An 18,783-nucleotide genomic window follows, 5' to 3' on the forward strand; every position below is an offset into this window, starting at 1 on the left:
TAAATGAGCAACGTAAAAACATATTTTTACGTAATTCATGGATTAACCATATCTAATCAATGTATGGGGGTGTGTTGTAGGATTATTAAGATTCTAGAAGGAGTGGAACTGTAAATGATACTAACTATAGTATTATGTGTAGTAATTCTATTAACTTATGGTATTTGGGAGCGTATATTGCATCAAAAAAGGTTACATTCAATACCAGTCAGAATCAATGTAAATGGAATTCGAGGAAAGTCCACTGTTACAAGATTAATTACCGGGGTTGTGAAAGAGGCTAATTATAAGGTTGTGGGAAAAACGACTGGAACATCCGCACGAATGATTTATTGGTTTACCAAAGATGAGTCACCAATAAAGCGACGAAAAGAAGGACCTAATATTGGTGAACAGCGGGGAGTAATAAAAGAAGTAGCAGATTTAGAAGCAGATGCTCTTGTATGTGAATGTATGGCTGTTCAGCCAGATTACCAAATTATTTTTCAGAATATAATGATTAATGCGAATATCGGTGTCATTGTCAATATTTTAGAGGACCACATGGATGTTATGGGGCCTACACTTAATGAGGTAGCAGATGCATTTACGGCAACAATTCCATACAATGGTTATTTAGTAACAATCGAAAGCGATTATTTAGAGTATTTCAAAAAGGTAGCTAAACAAAGAAATACAAAGGTAATAACTGCAGATAACTCAAAAATTTCAGATGAATTTTTACGAAAATTTGATTATATGGTATTCCCTGATAATGCATCGATTGCCTTAGCTGTTGCCGAAGCAATGGGCATTAATGAAGAAACAGCATTTCGTGGTATGTTAAATGCTCAACCAGATCCTGGTGCAATGCGAATTACACGATTTGGAGAAACGGTAGAACCATCATTTTTTGTAAATGGATTTGCAGCAAATGATGCATCATCAACCTTACGTATTTGGGAAAGAGTAAGTTCTTTTAAATATAGCGAGAAAGCGCCCATTATTATTATGAATTGCAGAGCGGATCGTGTAGATAGAACTGAACAGTTTGCGAGGGATGTATTACCGTATATTGAGGCAGAAATATTATTAGCCATAGGAGAGACAACCGCTCCTATTAAGGATTTTCATGAGAAAGGCTTAATACCAGCAAATTTGTTTGTTGATTTAGAAGGTAGGTCAACAGAGGAAATTATGAACGCTATGCGCCCGTATATAAGAGGTCGTATTGTATATGGTATAGGAAATATTCATGGAGCAGCTATACCATTTATTGATGCAATCATAGAAGAAGAGTTAGTAAGCCAAGTGAGCTAAAAACATAAAAATTTATGGAGGGGAAGTAATGTTTGGATCAGATTTATATATCGCATTAGTATTAGGTGTAACCTTAAGCCTCATATATACAGAAAAAACGGGAATATTACCTTCAGGATTAGTTGTAGCTGGTTATTTATCCCTCATTTTTAATCAGCCTGTATTTATGTTACTAGTATTACTTATCAGTATTTTAACGTACTTAATCGTAACACATGGTATAGCACGTTTTACAATTTTATATGGCCGTCGAAAATTTGCAGCAATGCTTATTACTGGAATTTGCTTAAAACTTATATTTGATTACTTGTATCCTGTAATGCCGTTTGAAGTTTATGAGTTTCGAGGTATTGGTGTCATTGTCCCAGGGTTAATTGCTAATACAATCCAAAAACAAGGTTTGCCATTAACTATGGGTAGTACACTTTTATTAAGTGGTCTTACCTTCGGAATTTTAAACGTTTATTATCTATTTTAAGGAGAGAAAAATGAAAAAAAATTTAACATTTCAAGAAAAGCTCTTAGCTTTTAGTAAAAAAACTAAGAAAAAAAACACTCTATATACATTAACTACATTACTAGGTATTTCAATAGCGTTAATCTGTTTTTCATTTTTTGAACGTACTAAAGCAACGGAATCGATACCTGTTAATACAGAAGCAATATTTACGATGACGATGGTTGGTGATGTAATGATGGGACGAAATATAAAAGAAATCTCCGAACGTTATGGTCCTACTTATGTTTTCAGATACACTTTGCCATACTTTGAGAATTCAGATTACGTTAGTGGTAACTTTGAAAATCCTGTTTTACTAAAAACCAAGGAACAATATGAAAAAGCAGAGAAATATATTCACCTAGAAACACAAAGGCAAGCAGTTGCAGCTACTAAAGAGGCTGGTTTTACAATTTTAAATTTAGCAAATAACCATATGATGGATTATGGTGAAAAAGGATTAAGGGATACCTTACAAGTTTTTAAGGAAGAAAACTTAGATTACATAGGAGCCGGGGGAAATTTAACAGACGCTAAAAATATTGTATATCAAGATTTAAATGGTGTAAGAGTTGCTTCACTTGGTTTTACAGATGCATATGTGGATGGGTTTATTGCAACAAAGGAACAGGCTGGTGTACTGAATATGAATCCGGATATATTTTTTGAACTTATTAGAAAAGCTAAAAAATCTAAAGAAGGAAATGCAGATTTGGTAATTGTTAATGCGCACTGGGGAGATGAATATGATACTGAAGCAAATCCAAGACAAAAAGCATTAGCAAAAGCAATGGTTGATGCAGGTGCGGATATTATTATTGGTCATCATCCACACGTTCTCCAATCTTTTGAAGTGTATAAAAATAGTATTATATTTTATAGCTTAGGAAATTTTATTTTTGATCAAGGATGGACAAGAACAAAAGATAGTGCGTTGGTACAATACCACTTACAAAATAACGGATTAGCAAAAGTTGAAATAGTACCTTTAAAAATTAAAGAAGGAACACCACGTCCAGTAGCTGGTTGGTGGGATACGGAAAGGATTAATCGCCAACTTACAAAAAAAACAAAGAATGAATCAATATGGAATGAAAAAGAGGGAAAGATAGAAATTACTGTAAATCACCAACGTATTCTTAACCACAAGAATGAAAGAGCTAATCAATCACAAAGATAAGGAGATAGTAGTTTGAATTTCTTTCATAAAATACGTGCTTTAAAATTAATACTTATTCTTTCTTTAATAATATTAATATTTTACTTAGTTTATAATAAAGATAACTTACAAAAAAAGCAAAGCATAAAGAAAGATTTTGCATACGGAGTAAGCGCTTCCCATCCTCTTGCTGTAGATGAGGGAATGAAAATTTTACAACAAGGAGGAAATGCAATTGATGCGGCAATAGTAATTTCATATATATTGGGAGTTGTAGAACCTTACGCTTCAGGATTAGGTGGTGGAGGTGGTATGTTAATTTTAAATGAACATGGGGAAAGTAATTTTATAGACTACCGTGAAGTGGCCCCCTCTCAAATTAATAATACAGGTAATACAGGAATTCCAGGATTCGTAGCGGGAATGGAATTTGCCCATAAAAAATACGGATCTATAGAAATGTCAGAATTATTGAAACCATCCATCTTCTACGCTGAGAATGGATTTGAAGTAGACGATATACTTTCTTCTCGATTGGCTGGTGCATCTCATCGGATTTATTCGAAAAAGCTAAATATTTTTTATCCTGATGGAGATCCAATTACTAAGGGGAAAAAACTTATTCAGAAAAAATTGTCCAATACTTTAAAAAATATTCAAGAAAAAGGAACTTCGGCATTTTATCAGGGTGATATAGCCAAAGAACTTAATAAAATGACTAATATCCCCTTGAGCGATATTAACAAGTATCAGGTTGAAGAGAGGAAACCCGTAATTGGGCAATATTGTGGATATACAGTTTATACGGCTCCGCCACCTTTTTCTGGGGTAACATTACTCCAAATGCTAAAACAAACTGAATTCACTAATACTTATAGTAGAGCTAATAATTTAGAGGCATATATGAAAAATATGGGTGAAATCACAAAGGTTTCCTATCAAGATAGGGTTCAAACAATAGGTGATCCTAAATTTTCTCAAATGTACTCACAAAAATGGATTAGTCATCAATATCTATCAAGATTAATTAAAAAGGAAAATATAGTACCTCTGGAAGAGGAACACGAAAGTACAACACATTTTGTTGTTATGGACAAATATGGAACAGTTGTTTCTGTGACGAATACTTTAAGTAATTTTTTTGGTACTGGAGCTTATATGGAAGGTTTTTTTCTAAATAATCAGCTAGCTAATTTTAGTAATAGTCCAAATCAAAGAGAACCGGGTAAACGGTCAAGAACATTTATGGCTCCTACAATATTAGAGAAAAAAGGAACAGAAATTATGGGTATTGGATCACCAGGAGGGAATCGAATCCCACAAATTTTAACATTAGTATTAGATAAATATTTTCATAGAAATTCCGCTTTACAAGATATTGTAGATGAACCGCGATTTACCTTTGAAAAAGATTACTTGTATACCGAAAATGTATTACCATTCAATGTACAGAAAAATTTAAAAGAAGATGGTTATAACGTTATTTATAAGGATTCCCCAGTATTTTATGGCGGAGTACAAGCTTTAGTTAGAGATGAAAAAAAGAATAAAATGAATGGGGCTGGGGATGGAAGGCGGAACGGATCTTGGAAATCTAACTAATAAAAGGGAGAGTGCAGTTTGATGGTAAAAAATACAATGAAATGGTTGGTGCCAATATTGGTTATAGCAGTATTACTTATTACACTTGGAAGCTTTAAACGTTCATCAACAATCACATCTGAGGAACAAGAAAAGATTGACTATCATGTAAAAGTTGAATAAAAATTTCATCGTATATTATTAGCAACTTATTATACACTTTATTTGCTATATCAGACTAAAGTTTCAACTAGAAAACCAAATCTATTAGGACGTATAGTAAGTCAAAAGGAAATGAGACGTACTCTTAATTTAATGGAGGTAGCATAATGAATTTAAACTTAAAAACAATAGGGTCTTACATTCTTGGCGTAAGTATTTTATTTAGTCAAACTTTATGGGGAGATTCCGTAATTTTTGCAGCAGAAAAACAGATGGACTATATAAAACAAACTAGTTTTCAAAAAACCAATATATTGGTTTACTCTGATAATTCGAGCTTAACAAAAGAATATAGAGATGAACAGTATCCTTTTACTTTACAAATCCCTACTATTTGGATGGACCATGTGTATGTGAATCGAGACCCATTTGACGAAATTGCGAAAGGGACAATTAGTTTTGTTACGAATATTGAAGGGGGAGAATTCCCTATTTGTAGCATTTTAATTTTTGATAATAACTCGGAAGTAACTGATTATATTGAATCTGGTCCACTTATAAAGTTGTATGAAACCGATAATTTAATTTATGGATATATTTGTGCAAGTCAACGTCCTGTTGAATATTATGAAAATAAGAATTTTAAAAGAATGTATGATAGCATTTATAACGAAATATCAAATGTAATGAAGAGTTTTAAATTACATTCATTAGTGAATTAGTTTATACCTGTAGCTTAAGCGGCTTAAATCCTATATTCTAATGGGATTAAGCCGTTTAATTTTTATTGATTACATTCGTTATTGTAAAACTGGATATACTCATCTATTGTTTATATGAGTAATAGTTTTCGCACTACACCGCCCTCAAAAAAACAATTCCATTGGTCTGCTTTAAGTTGATTAAACATACGCTTCTATCCTCAGTTGATAGGTATGTATGTTTAATCCTATATTTAATTTTTTGATAATTGTGTAATTTATTCATAAAACACTCATCCAATAGTAGAAATAATCCTTCTTATAAGTTAAATAAAATTAATTTAGGAATAAAAGTGAGTCTATGACTTATTTTTATTCGTATCTCGGCTGTACCCCTCTTTACGTTGGCAAATCGAGATTTTATTTAAAACATGGAAGTCATTCTTTGAAATTGATGAATGCAAAAATATAAAAAGAGAACGCCTAGGGTGCCATTTATATGGACAACTCATCAGCATTCTACGATGTTTCAAGCGATAGCTTTTCGCACAGAAGAACTTTTAAAAATTTTGCATCGCCTTTATCAACTGCTCAAAAAGAACGGTCGTAAATGTCATAGGCATAAGTAGATGTGACCGTCTTTGATATTCTAGGGATTGTGTATAAAACGACATTGAAGCATAGAAAAGCTGCCTAGCGAAAAATCGCGTTTTAATAGGCTTCTTTAGCATGTCTACTGTTTTATCACTTGCTAGTTTTGAAACAAGGATCATTTCGTACCTAGTAATTTACTTGGTTAGCTTGATGGATGTGGGGTACCGTCACATACCCATCAACTTAAGAATTATATAACACTCTATGATGAAAATTTCATGTATTTTTGACAGAAAACGGATTGTTTTTTTCGTTTTGGAAGTATTTGTATTTTTAGTTTGATGGCGATGTTTCTGTACCCCTAGATAGATTTAAAAATCATACAGTTTTCTTTTATCCTCTTAATCCAGTATACTCGTAAAAACCCCAAAAAATATTCTCATATGGGTGAAGTTTTCGTCCGTTTTAGCTAGAAATATGTTCATAAACTGTGTATATAAATCATGTAGGATAGTTTAAAATCTAGAACGGTGAATTGTATCACAAATAAAGGGGAGTTTTGGGAGGGAATTTGCAAACACCATTGTAAACTGCTTGTTATGCTAGAGTTGCTTTAAATTACTTTTTGGGAAAAACTTATTTTACAGATGCTTCAAGTTCATTCAGGCGAAATAATAATGGAAAACCAGCGTTGTATAATCAATTTATTATGAACATGCAAGGGGGCTTGTTAGGAGTGAAAATAAGCGAACTAGCAAGATTGACCAATGTCAGCATACGATCCATCCGGCATTATGAAAATAAAGGACTTCTAAACGCCGATAGGTTGGAGAACGATTACCGGGATTTCGACGAATCGGCTATAGAACGAGTCAAAGCAATTCAGTTATACTTGAAGCTTGGATTAACAGCAGATGAGATTAAAGTATTGTTCAAGAGCGAATCGGCAAATCCTGACGAATATGAATATTGCGAAGAGATGCTGGAAACGTATGAAAAAAAGCTAAGTAATGTGAATTATCAAATCGAAGCACTTCATGGATTAAAGAGATTACTGGAGAGGCAAATCGCTTTAACGATTAGGAAAAAGAGAACTGTTTAATGTAGACATGGTCCCGAGCATGATGAATCGCTCCGGGGCCATTTTTGTTTGTGTTGACATTGACACTAGTGTAATCCTTTATGATTTACTTAATTTCATCTGAAAGGGGTTTTTTCATTGAAAAGTAATAGCCAAAATGAGAAAAATGGTTCTGAAACTACAAACACGGTTGGGAACCGAAAATCAGTAACAGTCATAGGATTAGGGCCGATGGGTCAGGCGATGGCAGGCGTTTTTCTGAAATACGGGTACTCGGTGACCGTGTGGAATCGGACTTCAAGTAAAGCAGATCAGCTTGTAGCAAAAGGAGCCATCAGGGTTTCCACAGTCAACGAGGCGTTAGCTGCTAACGAGCTGGTAATCCTTAGCCTTACAGATTACAATGTGATGTACTCTATTTTGGAACCAGCTTCTGAGAATTTATTTGGTAAGGTGCTCGTTAACTTGAGTTCGGATACCCCGGAAAAAGTTCGTGAGGCGGCTAAATGGTTGGAAGACCGTGGAGCACTGCATATTACTGGAGGGGTGCAAGTTCCACCGTCAGGCATAGGTAAATCGGAATCTTACACATACTATAGTGGTGAGCGAGTGGTCTTCGAGGCTCACAGGGAGACCTTGGAAGTGTTAACAAGTACCGATTACCGGGGCGAGGACCCCGGATTAGCCATGCTATACTATCAGATACAGATGGATATATTCTGGACGGCAATGCTGAGTTACCTACATGCTCTTGCAATCGCTAACGCAAACGGCATTACGGCGGAGCAATTCCTACCATACGCTTCGGCGATGATGTCGTCATTGCCGAAATTCGTAGAGTTCTATACCCCGCGTCTCGACGAGGGTGAGCACCCTGGTGACGTGGACAGACTAGCAATGGGCTTGGCGAGCGTTGAGCATGTTGTTCATACTACCCAAGAATCTGGCATCGACATCGCTTTGCCAGCAACTGTTTTGGAAGTCTTCAGACGCGGCATGAAGACTGGTCATGCCAGTGATAGCTTCACTAGCCTCATTGAAATCTTCAAAAAGCCCGATATTCGTTCATAAAAAATAGGCCATTCCTTTCGGGATGGCCTATAATGGGGCACGGAAACATTGCCATTAAGCTAAGGAAAAGAAGATACCCTCAAACCGAAAAAATGAGCTTTTTTATTACAAATTAGCACAAAATCTTGTTCTGGGGGTAGTTGTATTTTCTTAGCTTTATAGCGATGTGACGGTACTCCTTATACACTATATAAAGAAAAAGCACCCTAAAGTGCCTTCCTCTGACTTGAACTACTTTAATTTTAATAACATCATTTTACAATCACAAATATATCTTTACTCTTTCATATGATATTTTATCATTTTTTTCAGTCAATTGCATAAAACTGGTGAAAGATAGGTTATTTTTTGTAAATTCCTTTTCTCCATATCCATTCAATGGGACCATAGCGGAAATATTTGCTCCAAATTTTACTGAATATAATTTGCACAAAGATAATTAAAACCCCGAAGATACATAGTTGCCAGTAATATACCTGTGAGACATCTTTAAAGTACAACGAAAGAATGACAAGAGTTAGTATACTTTGGCTAATGTAATTCGTTAAAGCATACTTGCCTACGTTTATAAAAGGATGCAACCATACTATATATTTTTTATTCTCACAAACTCTAAGTAGAGTACAAATATAGAAGATAGCTAGCATTTTCCCTTCAAATAAAATCCATAGTTTTATATCCTGAGAATAATAGACATCCGTATTTATAAAATAGTAGATAATAGGACAAGAGAGAAGGCATGAAATGCATAACGAACTCCACTGGATAAATCTAATTTCCTTTATTAATTCCGGTACCTTTTTAAAAATATCTTTCTTACCAGCCCATAAACCAATTAAAAATAAGCCTATATATTCCGGAATTCCTATTAGTAATTGTTGAAATTCCTCGGTCATTAAAAAGAACAGACGAGCTTTTACTTGATGTGAATAATGTGTAAATAGATTTACCGTGTGATTGGTAGTGTTGCCTGTAAACATATATTGATAGTAACTTGGTACTCCAGAAATAGAAGAACTTGCTTGTATAAATAAAATAGCATGTAATGTATAGCTAACAAGTAGAGAGATGCAGCCAACTATAAAAATAAGCTTTGTAGATCGCTTATAAAAGAACAATAGGATAAAACCAGCTAAGGCATATGCGTGTAGAATATCTCCATACCATAGAAAGATAAAGTGGAGTAAACCAAAGAGTAGTAAAATGCACAATCTACGGCTAAACAGCTTATATATAGAATAGCCTTTTGCTTCCGCGTTTTTTATAAAGATATAAAATCCTACTCCAAATAAGAACGCAAAAATAGTATAGAATTTTGCTTGTATAAACAAATCTATAAAAAAACGAATCACTTTATCTGTACCGGAGTAACCTGCTTGATTAAAGGAATCTAGCCCCGTCATAGTAGGTAGATTAGCAAATAGGATACATAGTATGGCTATACCCCTTATTATGTCTAAAGAATAAATACGGGCGTTTTGTTGCATGTAAATTCCTCCTTTTTACAAAGAAAAACAAGCACTATTTTAACTAGCGCTCGAATTACGTCTCGCAAAGAATCCGTCATATGTAGCAGCTGACACTGCACCTTCTAGGCGTTCAATTTCTTCCCCTCTGTTATAAGCTACAACAACTGGAGTACCAGGAATGTCGAACTCTTGAAAGGCACTTTGATTTTCCGGCGTAGAGATATCAATACGATAGATGGTTCTATCATGCTTTTTTGACATACTATTGATATCTGGTGCTACCTTTTTACAATAATGACAAGTTGGTTGATAGTAATACGCAATAAACTCTTCATGGGATTGTATTTTTTGCTTTAATTCTTCTTTTGAAATATCTTTAATATTTTCGGGTGATCCTTTTGTTTCTGCAGCTGACACAATTGTTTTGTTTGGTGTTACAGTCTCTGGGTTAACAGATTCATTTTTAGTTAAAGTAAAGATAGCGATACAAGCAACGCATAATGTAGTAACAATTGCTCCAATTTTGTAGACTTTATTCATAGTAAATTCCTCCTTAAAGTAAAAAAAGGACAAACCTCGCCCGAGTTAACTGGGCGTAAGGTTTGTCCTTCACGCTACGTACAATAGAGTATAAACAATGGAAACAAATTTTCTATCAACATTTTAACATAGAATCTATATAGAATACTATATAAATTTTAGGTTGCAAAGTAAAAAAATAAAAGACACATTTAAAATTTCACGTACCGTAATATTTAATAAAAAATAAAATACTTAAACAATAGATTTGGGATGTTGCAGAATCTTAATGATAAGGATACTTTTTTATTATATTTAAGCAAAAGAGAACTCTTAAATTTTAGCAGTCAGGATACTGACTGCTAAAATTTGATTATAGAACTATTTTTCTGTGGCAAAATAAAGCAAGGCTATGGTCGGAAAAGCGATTCCTATCCATAATGTTAGATTCCATCCTCCTAAGGCATATGCCCATCCTCCAATAAAGGATCCAACAGCACCTCCTAAAAAGAAAATAGCCATAAATAGCCCATTTAATCGACTACGAATTTCTGGACTCAACGAGAAAATTAAACGTTGGCTAAGCACAAGGTTTGCAGATACTCCCATATCCAACAGAATTGCAGCAATTACTAAAACAGCTATTCCTATGGGGGAACTACTTTGAATAATAAGTGGTAGTAATAAAGAAATAATAACAACAGTGAGTGCTATCCCAGTGGCGGGTCGTGTCCAGCCAAGATCAGCTAGACGACCACCTATTGGAGCGGCTATTGCACCTGTAATTCCGACAAGTGCATATAATGCTATGACAGTCTGGGAAAAATGAAAAGCAGGACTAGACAATAATAATGGAACAGTGGTCCAGAATAAGCTGAAAGCCCCAAATACACAAGCATGATAAATTGCACGACGGCGTAAAATTGGAGTAGTTCGTAGTAGTTGCCACATTGAACTAAGTAAGGCGGTATAATTTGTTTTTGCCGTTGGTTTCCTAGTAGGGAGTACCTTCGATAATACAAAAGCCAAGACAATGATTACAGTAGCAGATAAAGCAAATATTGCATTCCATCCCCAGATATCAGCTACTAGACTAGATATCGGACGCGCAAGCATAATACCTAATAACAGGCCACTCATAACATTACCAACTACACGACCGCGTGCATCTTCCGATGAAAGGTATGATACAAAAGGTACGAGCACTTGCGCTGCGACCGAACCCAGTCCGATAAAGAATGAAGCTACTAATAACATGATTGCGCTCTTTACAAAAACTGTGGCAGTTAGAGCAACTGCACTTAGTAATAACAATATAATTATCAATTTTTTATTCTCAACAATATCCCCCAATGGTACAAGAAATAGTAAGCCAGCAACATATCCAATCTGGGTTAGCGTTACAATTAATCCGGCACTACTATTAGAAAGACCAATTACATTACTAATTAACCCAATTAAAGGCTGCGCATAATAAAGATTAGCCACGATGATACCACATGCGGTTGCCAGAAGAATGATTAAACCCGATGAAATTTCCTTATCACTTGCTTTATTTTTAACATTAGACATAACAATTTCCCCCCATACTTTTATTTCAGAATTACCTTGGTGTATTTTGGAACTTAGATAAAGCCATGGACATTACAAGATTACTTAATAATTAATAAACTAAACGTTCAGTTTATTAATTAGCTAAAATATATACTAAACGTTCAGTTTTGTAAATGGGCTATTTTATTATTTGTTCATATTAAGTATACTAAACGTATAGTTTATGTTCTTGAAAGGAATGATTAATGTGCAAGGTAAAAGAGGTAGACCGCGTAATATCGAAACCCAAAAAGCTATTCTTTCTGCATCTTATGAGTTATTACTGGAAAGTGGCTTTAAAGCAGTCACAGTCGATAAAATTGCAGACCATGCTAAAGTTAGTAAAGCTACGATTTATAAATGGTGGCCTAATAAGGCTGCTGTAGTAATGGATGGTTTTCTTTTTGCTGCCGCAGCTAGATTGCCTATACCTGACACAGGCTCAGCATTGAATGATATTTTAATTCATGCTACAAGTTTAACCAAATTTTTGATAAGTCGGGAAGGGACTATTATTACTGAGTTAGTTGGGGAAGGACAATTTGACTCAAAGCTGGCAGAGGAATATCGTACTCGATATTTCCAGCCACGTCGCCTGCAAGCAAAGCAACTCCTGGAGAAGGGAATTAAAAGAGGCGAATTAAAAGAAAATCTCGATGTTGACTTAAGTATCGATCTCATTTACGGACCAATTTTTTATCGGTTGCTAGTAACCGGTGAAAAGTTGGATGATTCCTATGTGCATGACTTGGTAATAAATGCATTCGAAGGAATACGCTTGAATTAATTAATATTAAAATAAAGATTTAGAAATTCTACTGTCTCTTATGCGGAGGCAATTTATATTAACTTGGTAAATAAAGTATTTAATTTTTAAAAACTGATGTATATGGAGTGGTCTCCCAATACATCAGTTTAAGAATTAAGGAGATGTTAAAAATAATCAAGATAATTACTCTAAATATAACGTCATGCAAATAATTTTCGTTATGGGGTAATTCTGAATTCTTAAGTTGATGGGCATGGGGTAGCACCACATCGCTATCAAGCTAAGAAAATATAACGTTAATTATAGTAGAGGTTGTTTCTTTTTTTAAAAGCTACGTGTAGGGAATTTAAAGATTTGCATACGAAATAGACCCTAATGGGTTTCAATTTTTTGATTTAAGCCGCTTGATTATCAAACATGCTACAATTGTAAATGACACCTAATATATCAAAGACTGTTTTCTTCTCATATCGATGAGATTTTCTCCCGTTTTGCTGTAAGAGGTTGAACAGGCGAAGTAACACCTTTGATAGCTCTTGGGTGTCTTTTTGTATTGATTGGAAAAGAAGAAAAAAGTAATCTTTAATCATATATATGGCCTTATATTCACTCAGTTCTCGTTTCTTTTTCATAAGAAGTAATTGCCGCATTTGAAACATGGTAGAAGAACAAAGTAGAATGGCAATCAGTTGCCCATACAAATGGCATTCCAATCGTTCTCGTTTTATCTTTTTACAATGATGAATATGAAAGAATGATTTCCATGTTTTAAATAAAATCTCGATTTGCCAACGTAAAGAATACCAATCATGTACTTGTCCCATCGGGACAATATCTATAGGGGTATTTGTCATATATACATTGATACCGCTAAGTCGTTTACTACGAGCAGAATACTTCATTCCTTTCTTTTTTTCTCTTACCGTTTGATCGTGTAATCGTTTTTGTTGTTGTTCTTTTGTTAGTCGATGAACAATCACACGAGTTGGTACTTTATCAATCATTCCTACATAAGCGTCGGATATTTCATACGTTTGTCCTGGCTGAAGAGAGTTCATTAAAACCTCCATATCTATTTGGATATACTCTGTACCCTTCTTAATTCTGCCATCTTGAAAATAATCAGGGTTTGGATTTTTTTGATAAATACGTGTATTCAATTTGATACGTGAGATATAATAAGCCTTTTTATCTTGTATATGTTGAAGATCTTTCAAATGAAAATAACCTAAATCTCGGATACATAAATCATTCGCTGTTACAGTTGGTGCACACAAGGAACCGTAGGTTCGATCATGTTGTTTACCTGGACCTGTATGAATATGAAGGAATTGTCCACTTAATAAATCATACTCAAGCTGTATCTTTACTCCCGCTGTATGGCTGCATCCTCCCGCACCAGGATAAATTGATGAAAATATATCCGGAAGTTGAAATGCAGTTGAATCTAAAATACGAATACGCTTGAAAACAGAAGTATATGGATAAGAAATTGGCATAGATGAGGTCAGTTTTTGGTTTAGTAGTTCAGCTAATAGGTGTTGTAAAAATTGAACAGCCGCTTTATTAAATCGTTGATTCAAGCCCTCAGGGCTGATGAGTACTTCTGTTGATGCTTCTAAACAGCTAGATAACTGAGTTAAAGAAGTCATAGCTACATTTTGGCTCACCCATACACATAAAGCGACTAAATCTTTTGCTTGGTACTTACTGGTTCGTTGTACAAAGCCAACATCTCTAGCAAGATCCCGTAAGGCATTTGGAGATAGGGCACTTTGAATCTCTTGAGCAAATAGTTGTAATTCATTAGATACAGAAATAGACATACAAAAAACGCCATCCTTTCCTATGATTCTACAGAAAGAATAACGTATTTTTTCATTTCAAGAAAATTTAATTTAGTAAGTCAATAGTGATATGCTACTGCCAATATTTTTGTCAGCTTCACGTTAAAAAACAAAAAATGTCTGTAAGGTAGGCTATACAATTTACATAAATTTTGTTTTCAGTAGCAAAAAGAGTCTTCATCAGTTACGAAAATCTAATTTATAAAAAACGTTATTAAACAAATTGATAAAATAAAAGTTCTTCTATCCTACTTCAATCTAATCACAAACAATGCCCTAAATTCAAAAGAAATATAGTTATTTAATTTCTTTTGAATTTACTTTCTCATTTAAATTACTATGCTTCATAGAATAAAGGAAATATATTATTACCCCGATAGTTATCCAAATGCAGAAGTACAGCCATGTTCTTAATGGTAAATTTAGCATCAAAAATATACAACTTACAATTGAAATGATTGGTAATATAGGTACAAATGGTACCATAAAGCCTCGCTTTAAATTAGGATGAGTTTTACGAAGGATAATAACTGATATACCCACCATTGAATACGTTACCAAACCACTAATATTAACTAAATTCGCTAATTCTTTCAAATCGATCAACCCAGCAATAAAAGAGCTTCCTATTCCTACCAACCCTATTGTGAAAGTCGGTGCTTCAGTCTTCTTATTAATTTTCGCGAGTGATTTGGGTAATAGTCCATCACGACTCATTGCAAAGAATACTCGTGTTGCTGCATACATCGAAGAGAAAATAACAGCCATTAGACCAATGACTGCTCCTACAGCAATTACACCAGCGACTTTACCTTGTCCTACTACTTCCATTACATAAGCCATTGCTTCAGGTACATTTAATTCTTTATAGGAAACCATACCTGTCATAACAAGGCACACTATAACGTATATAAGTGTACATATGATTAACGATACAATAATACCAATGGGAAGATTGCGTTGTGGATTTTTTACTTCTTCTGCCGAAGTTGCTAATATATCAAATCCCATAAAAGTAAAGAATGCTGCTGCCCCACCGGCTAAAACGCCACTTACACCATATGGTGTAAACGGTACCCAGTTCTCTGGCTTTATATAAAATACACCAACTACAATAAATAATATAACCATTCCAATTTTAATTAACACCATTATATTATTGATATGTTTACTTTCCTTTGTACCACGCGATAACATCCATGTAATTATCAATGTAATGACCATCGCTGGTAGATTCATCAGACCACCTTGAGATGGAATCATTAACAGTGATTTTGGCATATCTAAACCCAATCCACTTATTAAGTTGTGAAAATAACCTGTCCATCCACTAGCAACTGCTGCTGTTGCTAAAATATATATTGAAAGTAGCATCCAACCTACTAAATGTGCAACTAATTCACCAATTGTTGCATAGGCATATGTATATACACTTCCTGAAACCGGAAGTATAGAAGCAATCTCTGCGTAACATAAAGCTATAAATCCACATACAATTGCTGCCAATACAAATGAAAAAACAACTGCTGGTCCGGCGTCTCTTGCTGCTACTAATCCTGCTAATACAAGAACTCCTGTTCCAATTATTGAACCTAATCCTAACATAACTAAATCAAATGAACCCAATGTTTTCATTAAGGTTTTACTTTTACTAAGTTCTAATAATTGTGTAACAGATTTCTTTTTAAACAACTTACTCATATCTTCTGTATCCCCTTTGAAAAATAAGGTGTGTTCTTCTCATACTTATGTCATGCATACGTGTATATAGATATTGGCTAATTCACAATATATATTGTGAAATTATTCAAAAAAATCTAATATATATTTCTGTGAAAAATTATAGAAATCGATTCCATAAACGCTATTCAATATTGGTATCTAAATTTATTATTTTATCCGTCTTTTTAGAAGGGATATTTCATTATCGCTCTGTAACAAGAATTAATATATTTGCTACTTTTGTTTTAAATGTTCATCTGGAAATACTATTGAATCATGAGTGACTAAATTACTTTCAAACTCAAAACCAAACAAGATATCTTTTTAATCTGATAAAATCACATGTTCCTCAAGTTTAAAAAATAAATACCCCAAAATGTAAAAGTTGCTTTTCAAAGCCAAAATATATATTTTTTTATTTTGGGGCTTTACAAGATTTTTAAAATCCGAAATATTAATTCAACATATATTTCAATCCTTATCTTCTATCCTTCGTCTCTATAGTTATCTTTTGTACAATAGCTTGGCATGTAAACGTGACAATTGATCGAATACAGTATTTAGTTTTAAAACAAAAAACGTAAGACTATAATTGAAATAATACCTCCCAGTACGGTGACCAATAAACTACGTGTTTTTATAGCAATAAAGAAAGTTGGTATGGCTGCAAAAAATTCGATGTTACTTGTAAGTGATGCAATCTTTCCATCATGTATAAATATCTCTTGACCAATCAAAGCAGCTATAACAGAAATAGGGACATAATTTAACCATCGCATTACCCATCCCGGTAATTCGAAACGACTTAGTACCATAAGAGGAACGACCCTTGGAATAAACGTTACAATAGCTGAACCTAGAATAATTAAAAAAACGCCCCATCTTACTTCCATTTTTCCACCACCATTCCTATTGTTGAAGCAATAATTGTAGCCACAATAACCCCCATACTACTGGACAATATGAAAGAACTTCCTACAGCAATTGCAACTGCTATAATTGCGACAATGATATCTAGTTTGATTGCACTTCTTCCTAACATTGTTAAAATAAGAATCCCTATAAACATCGCTGGCAAGGCAAATCCTAGGCCGAATTCTTCAGGATTGGAAATCCACTGTGCCAAAAATGCTCCTGCTAAATTAGCTACAAGCCAGTTTATATACGCTGTTATGTTAAGGCCATGCATCCATCTTTCACTGATTTGTTTTTTCTTTGCAGCTTCGCTAATAGCAACCCCAAATGTCTCATCGGTAAGTAGGGAGCCTACTAACATATTCCTAAAAGGAGAAAGATGCCGAAAATAAGGTGCTAGTGCTGCACTAAGTAAAATATGCCGAAGATTAACAAAGAAAATGGTAATAATAATGGCAGTAAGAGAACTGCTTGTTGCCATCATCCCAGCAGCAATAAATTGAGCAGAGCCAGCATAAAGGATTAAAGACATTAGAGCTATTTCAGCTATGCTAAGTCCCGCAGTCTTTTGAATAACACCTGCCGCTATTCCAATACTTAAATAACCTAGTAATGTAGGGATACAATCTTTTACTCCTTTGATAAAGCTATCTTCATCTCTCTGAGATGAATTCACTTGGACGTTCGACAGACTCATTTCATTCCCTCCTTATTTTTTGGAAATTAGAAGCTAACACACTAACTACTACGAAAAAATGAAAGAAAATACGGTTCAATTTATTTGAACCGTTTTCCAGTGACAACATGAAATAGATTAGAATCGTTTTTCCAAAGAGATTCCGTTTTCTCTGAACCAACTTCTTTAACTAATTCTGAGAACATAATGTCATGTCTAATGTACTCCATTGCGATTAATACCAGGGCTGGGTCTTCTGTTTTTATTGCCCATGCAGGTGTATTTGGAGAAAAATTTGCAATTAATACTTCTTCATTGTCACGTGCAACAATCGTTAATCTACCATTCATACGTTCCTCAGCTACTTCGGGAGCCATATAATTATGATGAGTAGTTACACCAAGCTGCATATCAGGTGCTCCAAAAAGAATAGAGAAAACATGGATTTCTTCATTTATTCGTCTATCTAAAGCACTTTTTAAAGACGAGGCTTGTGGTTCCCAAATCGACAACCATATTTCTTTATCTGCTTTATTTATGATATCAATCATTTCAGCAACAACATTATCATCACTACTGATACGATGAATCACATCTACTTCTTGTTCACTTTCTAAAGCAGATAAATTCTTTTCAAGATAATCCATAGAATTTTCGAAGTTGTTTCGTAATCGACGAATTAACTCTTTAGCTGGCAATGGGGCATAGGTTACAGGATCAGAAGGTACCGTATAAACCGCACCTTTATCAATTAATTTTGCCACCACTTCGTAAATCGTTGAACGAGGTACACCTGACCTTTTACTTATTTCATATCCTGTTATAGGGTAATTTTTTAAAAGGCCTATATACGCTTTACATTCATATTGCGAAAATCCCCATTTCTGAAGTTCTTTATAAAGTTCTTCCATAATAACTCCTTTAGTAGTTAGTGTAGTACTTACTATAAAATAAAGTATATTATATGTCAAAGTTATTTTTAAGTAAAAATATAAATTATAATGAACAATTTAAAATCAACAAATAAAAAGATTGAGAATTTCCCAACCTTTCTTGTTTACTATCAATCAATTTAAAGAATTTTGGTTTGGGGGTAATCTAAAATATTAGCTTGATAGCGATGGGG

The 18,783-nt window shown here is 34.2% G+C and carries 17 protein-coding genes and 1 pseudogene; 10 read left to right on the forward strand and 8 right to left on the reverse strand.

What is annotated here, in order from left to right; genetic code table 11:
* The first annotated feature begins 114 nt into the window (after positions 1-114).
* From pgsB to MR112_RS27320, 9 genes and pseudogenes are all read left to right on the forward strand, one after another.
* The gene (gene pgsB, locus MR112_RS27280) at positions 115-1,299 is read left to right on the forward strand and encodes a poly-gamma-glutamate synthase PgsB (RefSeq protein ID WP_242245824.1); all 1,185 of its coding nucleotides are present in this window, start codon (positions 115-117) and stop codon (positions 1,297-1,299) included.
* 28 nt (positions 1,300-1,327) lie between these two features.
* On the forward strand, positions 1,328-1,777 hold the full coding sequence (pgsC, locus tag MR112_RS27285) for a poly-gamma-glutamate biosynthesis protein PgsC (protein ID WP_242245834.1): 450 nt from the start codon (positions 1,328-1,330) through the stop codon (positions 1,775-1,777).
* 10 nt (positions 1,778-1,787) lie between these two features.
* Positions 1,788-2,978: a CapA family protein gene (locus MR112_RS27290; RefSeq protein WP_242245836.1), complete on the forward strand. Its 1,191-nt coding sequence runs from the start codon at positions 1,788-1,790 to the stop codon at positions 2,976-2,978.
* A 12-nt stretch (positions 2,979-2,990) separates the two neighbouring features.
* The gene (locus MR112_RS27295; protein ID WP_242245837.1) at positions 2,991-4,559 is read left to right on the forward strand and encodes a gamma-glutamyltransferase family protein; all 1,569 of its coding nucleotides are present in this window, start codon (positions 2,991-2,993) and stop codon (positions 4,557-4,559) included.
* Between the two features lie 21 nt (positions 4,560-4,580).
* The gene (locus MR112_RS27300; protein ID WP_370658503.1) at positions 4,581-4,721 is read left to right on the forward strand and encodes a CapE family protein; all 141 of its coding nucleotides are present in this window, start codon (positions 4,581-4,583) and stop codon (positions 4,719-4,721) included.
* Between the two features lie 146 nt (positions 4,722-4,867).
* On the forward strand, positions 4,868-5,422 hold the full coding sequence (locus MR112_RS27305) for a hypothetical protein (protein ID WP_242245839.1): 555 nt from the start codon (positions 4,868-4,870) through the stop codon (positions 5,420-5,422).
* 354 nt (positions 5,423-5,776) lie between these two features.
* Positions 5,777-6,098, forward strand: a pseudogene (locus MR112_RS27310) (transposase); the annotation flags it as partial.
* Positions 6,099-6,731: 633 nt separating this feature from the next.
* Positions 6,732-7,097 carry a MerR family transcriptional regulator gene (locus tag MR112_RS27315; protein ID WP_098396319.1) on the forward strand — a complete coding sequence of 122 codons (366 nt, stop codon included), beginning with the start codon at positions 6,732-6,734 and terminating at the stop codon, positions 7,095-7,097.
* 117 nt (positions 7,098-7,214) lie between these two features.
* Positions 7,215-8,147 (forward strand): NAD(P)-dependent oxidoreductase, encoded by a 933-nt coding sequence (locus MR112_RS27320; protein WP_242245840.1) that lies wholly within the window; start codon positions 7,215-7,217, stop codon positions 8,145-8,147.
* A gap of 341 nt (positions 8,148-8,488) precedes the next feature.
* Here the strand turns inward: MR112_RS27320 and MR112_RS27325 are convergent, their stop codons facing one another.
* The 3 genes from MR112_RS27325 to MR112_RS27335 all read right to left on the reverse strand — a co-directional run bounded on the left by MR112_RS27325 (position 8,489) and on the right by MR112_RS27335 (position 11,707).
* Positions 8,489-9,634 carry a DUF418 domain-containing protein gene (locus MR112_RS27325; RefSeq protein WP_242245841.1) on the reverse strand — a complete coding sequence of 382 codons (1,146 nt, stop codon included), beginning with the start codon at positions 9,632-9,634 and terminating at the stop codon, positions 8,489-8,491.
* A gap of 39 nt (positions 9,635-9,673) precedes the next feature.
* Positions 9,674-10,156: a thioredoxin family protein gene (locus MR112_RS27330; RefSeq protein WP_242245842.1), complete on the reverse strand. Its 483-nt coding sequence runs from the start codon at positions 10,154-10,156 to the stop codon at positions 9,674-9,676.
* 360 nt (positions 10,157-10,516) lie between these two features.
* On the reverse strand, positions 10,517-11,707 hold the full coding sequence (locus tag MR112_RS27335) for an MFS transporter (RefSeq protein ID WP_242245843.1): 1,191 nt from the start codon (positions 11,705-11,707) through the stop codon (positions 10,517-10,519).
* Positions 11,708-11,927: 220 nt separating this feature from the next.
* On the opposite strand from MR112_RS27335, the gene MR112_RS27340 reads away from it, so the two are divergent.
* Positions 11,928-12,515 (forward strand): TetR/AcrR family transcriptional regulator, encoded by a 588-nt coding sequence (locus MR112_RS27340; RefSeq protein WP_149214608.1) that lies wholly within the window; start codon positions 11,928-11,930, stop codon positions 12,513-12,515.
* Between the two features lie 377 nt (positions 12,516-12,892).
* Here MR112_RS27340 and MR112_RS27345 read toward each other — a convergent pair whose 3' ends face one another.
* From MR112_RS27345 to MR112_RS27365, 5 genes are all read right to left on the reverse strand, one after another.
* Positions 12,893-14,323, reverse strand: a complete 1,431-nt coding sequence (locus MR112_RS27345) for an IS4 family transposase (RefSeq protein WP_242245844.1) — start codon at positions 14,321-14,323, stop codon at positions 12,893-12,895.
* 318 nt (positions 14,324-14,641) lie between these two features.
* Positions 14,642-16,045, reverse strand: coding sequence for an amino acid permease (locus MR112_RS27350; RefSeq protein WP_242245845.1), 1,404 nt, complete (start codon positions 16,043-16,045; stop codon positions 14,642-14,644).
* Between the two features lie 587 nt (positions 16,046-16,632).
* Positions 16,633-16,959: an AzlD domain-containing protein gene (locus MR112_RS27355; RefSeq protein WP_242245846.1), complete on the reverse strand. Its 327-nt coding sequence runs from the start codon at positions 16,957-16,959 to the stop codon at positions 16,633-16,635.
* On the reverse strand, positions 16,950-17,678 hold the full coding sequence (locus MR112_RS27360; protein WP_242245847.1) for an AzlC family ABC transporter permease: 729 nt from the start codon (positions 17,676-17,678) through the stop codon (positions 16,950-16,952). The genes MR112_RS27355 and MR112_RS27360 overlap by 10 nt, the downstream gene beginning before the upstream one ends.
* Before the next feature lie 80 nt (positions 17,679-17,758).
* On the reverse strand, positions 17,759-18,568 hold the full coding sequence (locus tag MR112_RS27365) for a TrmB family transcriptional regulator (RefSeq protein ID WP_242245848.1): 810 nt from the start codon (positions 18,566-18,568) through the stop codon (positions 17,759-17,761).
* Positions 18,569-18,783: the final 215 nt, after the last annotated feature.

This window comes from Bacillus cereus group sp. BfR-BA-01330 (genome assembly GCF_022663885.1).
Taxonomy (GTDB): Bacteria; Bacillota; Bacilli; order Bacillales; family Bacillaceae_G; genus Bacillus_A; species Bacillus_A cereus.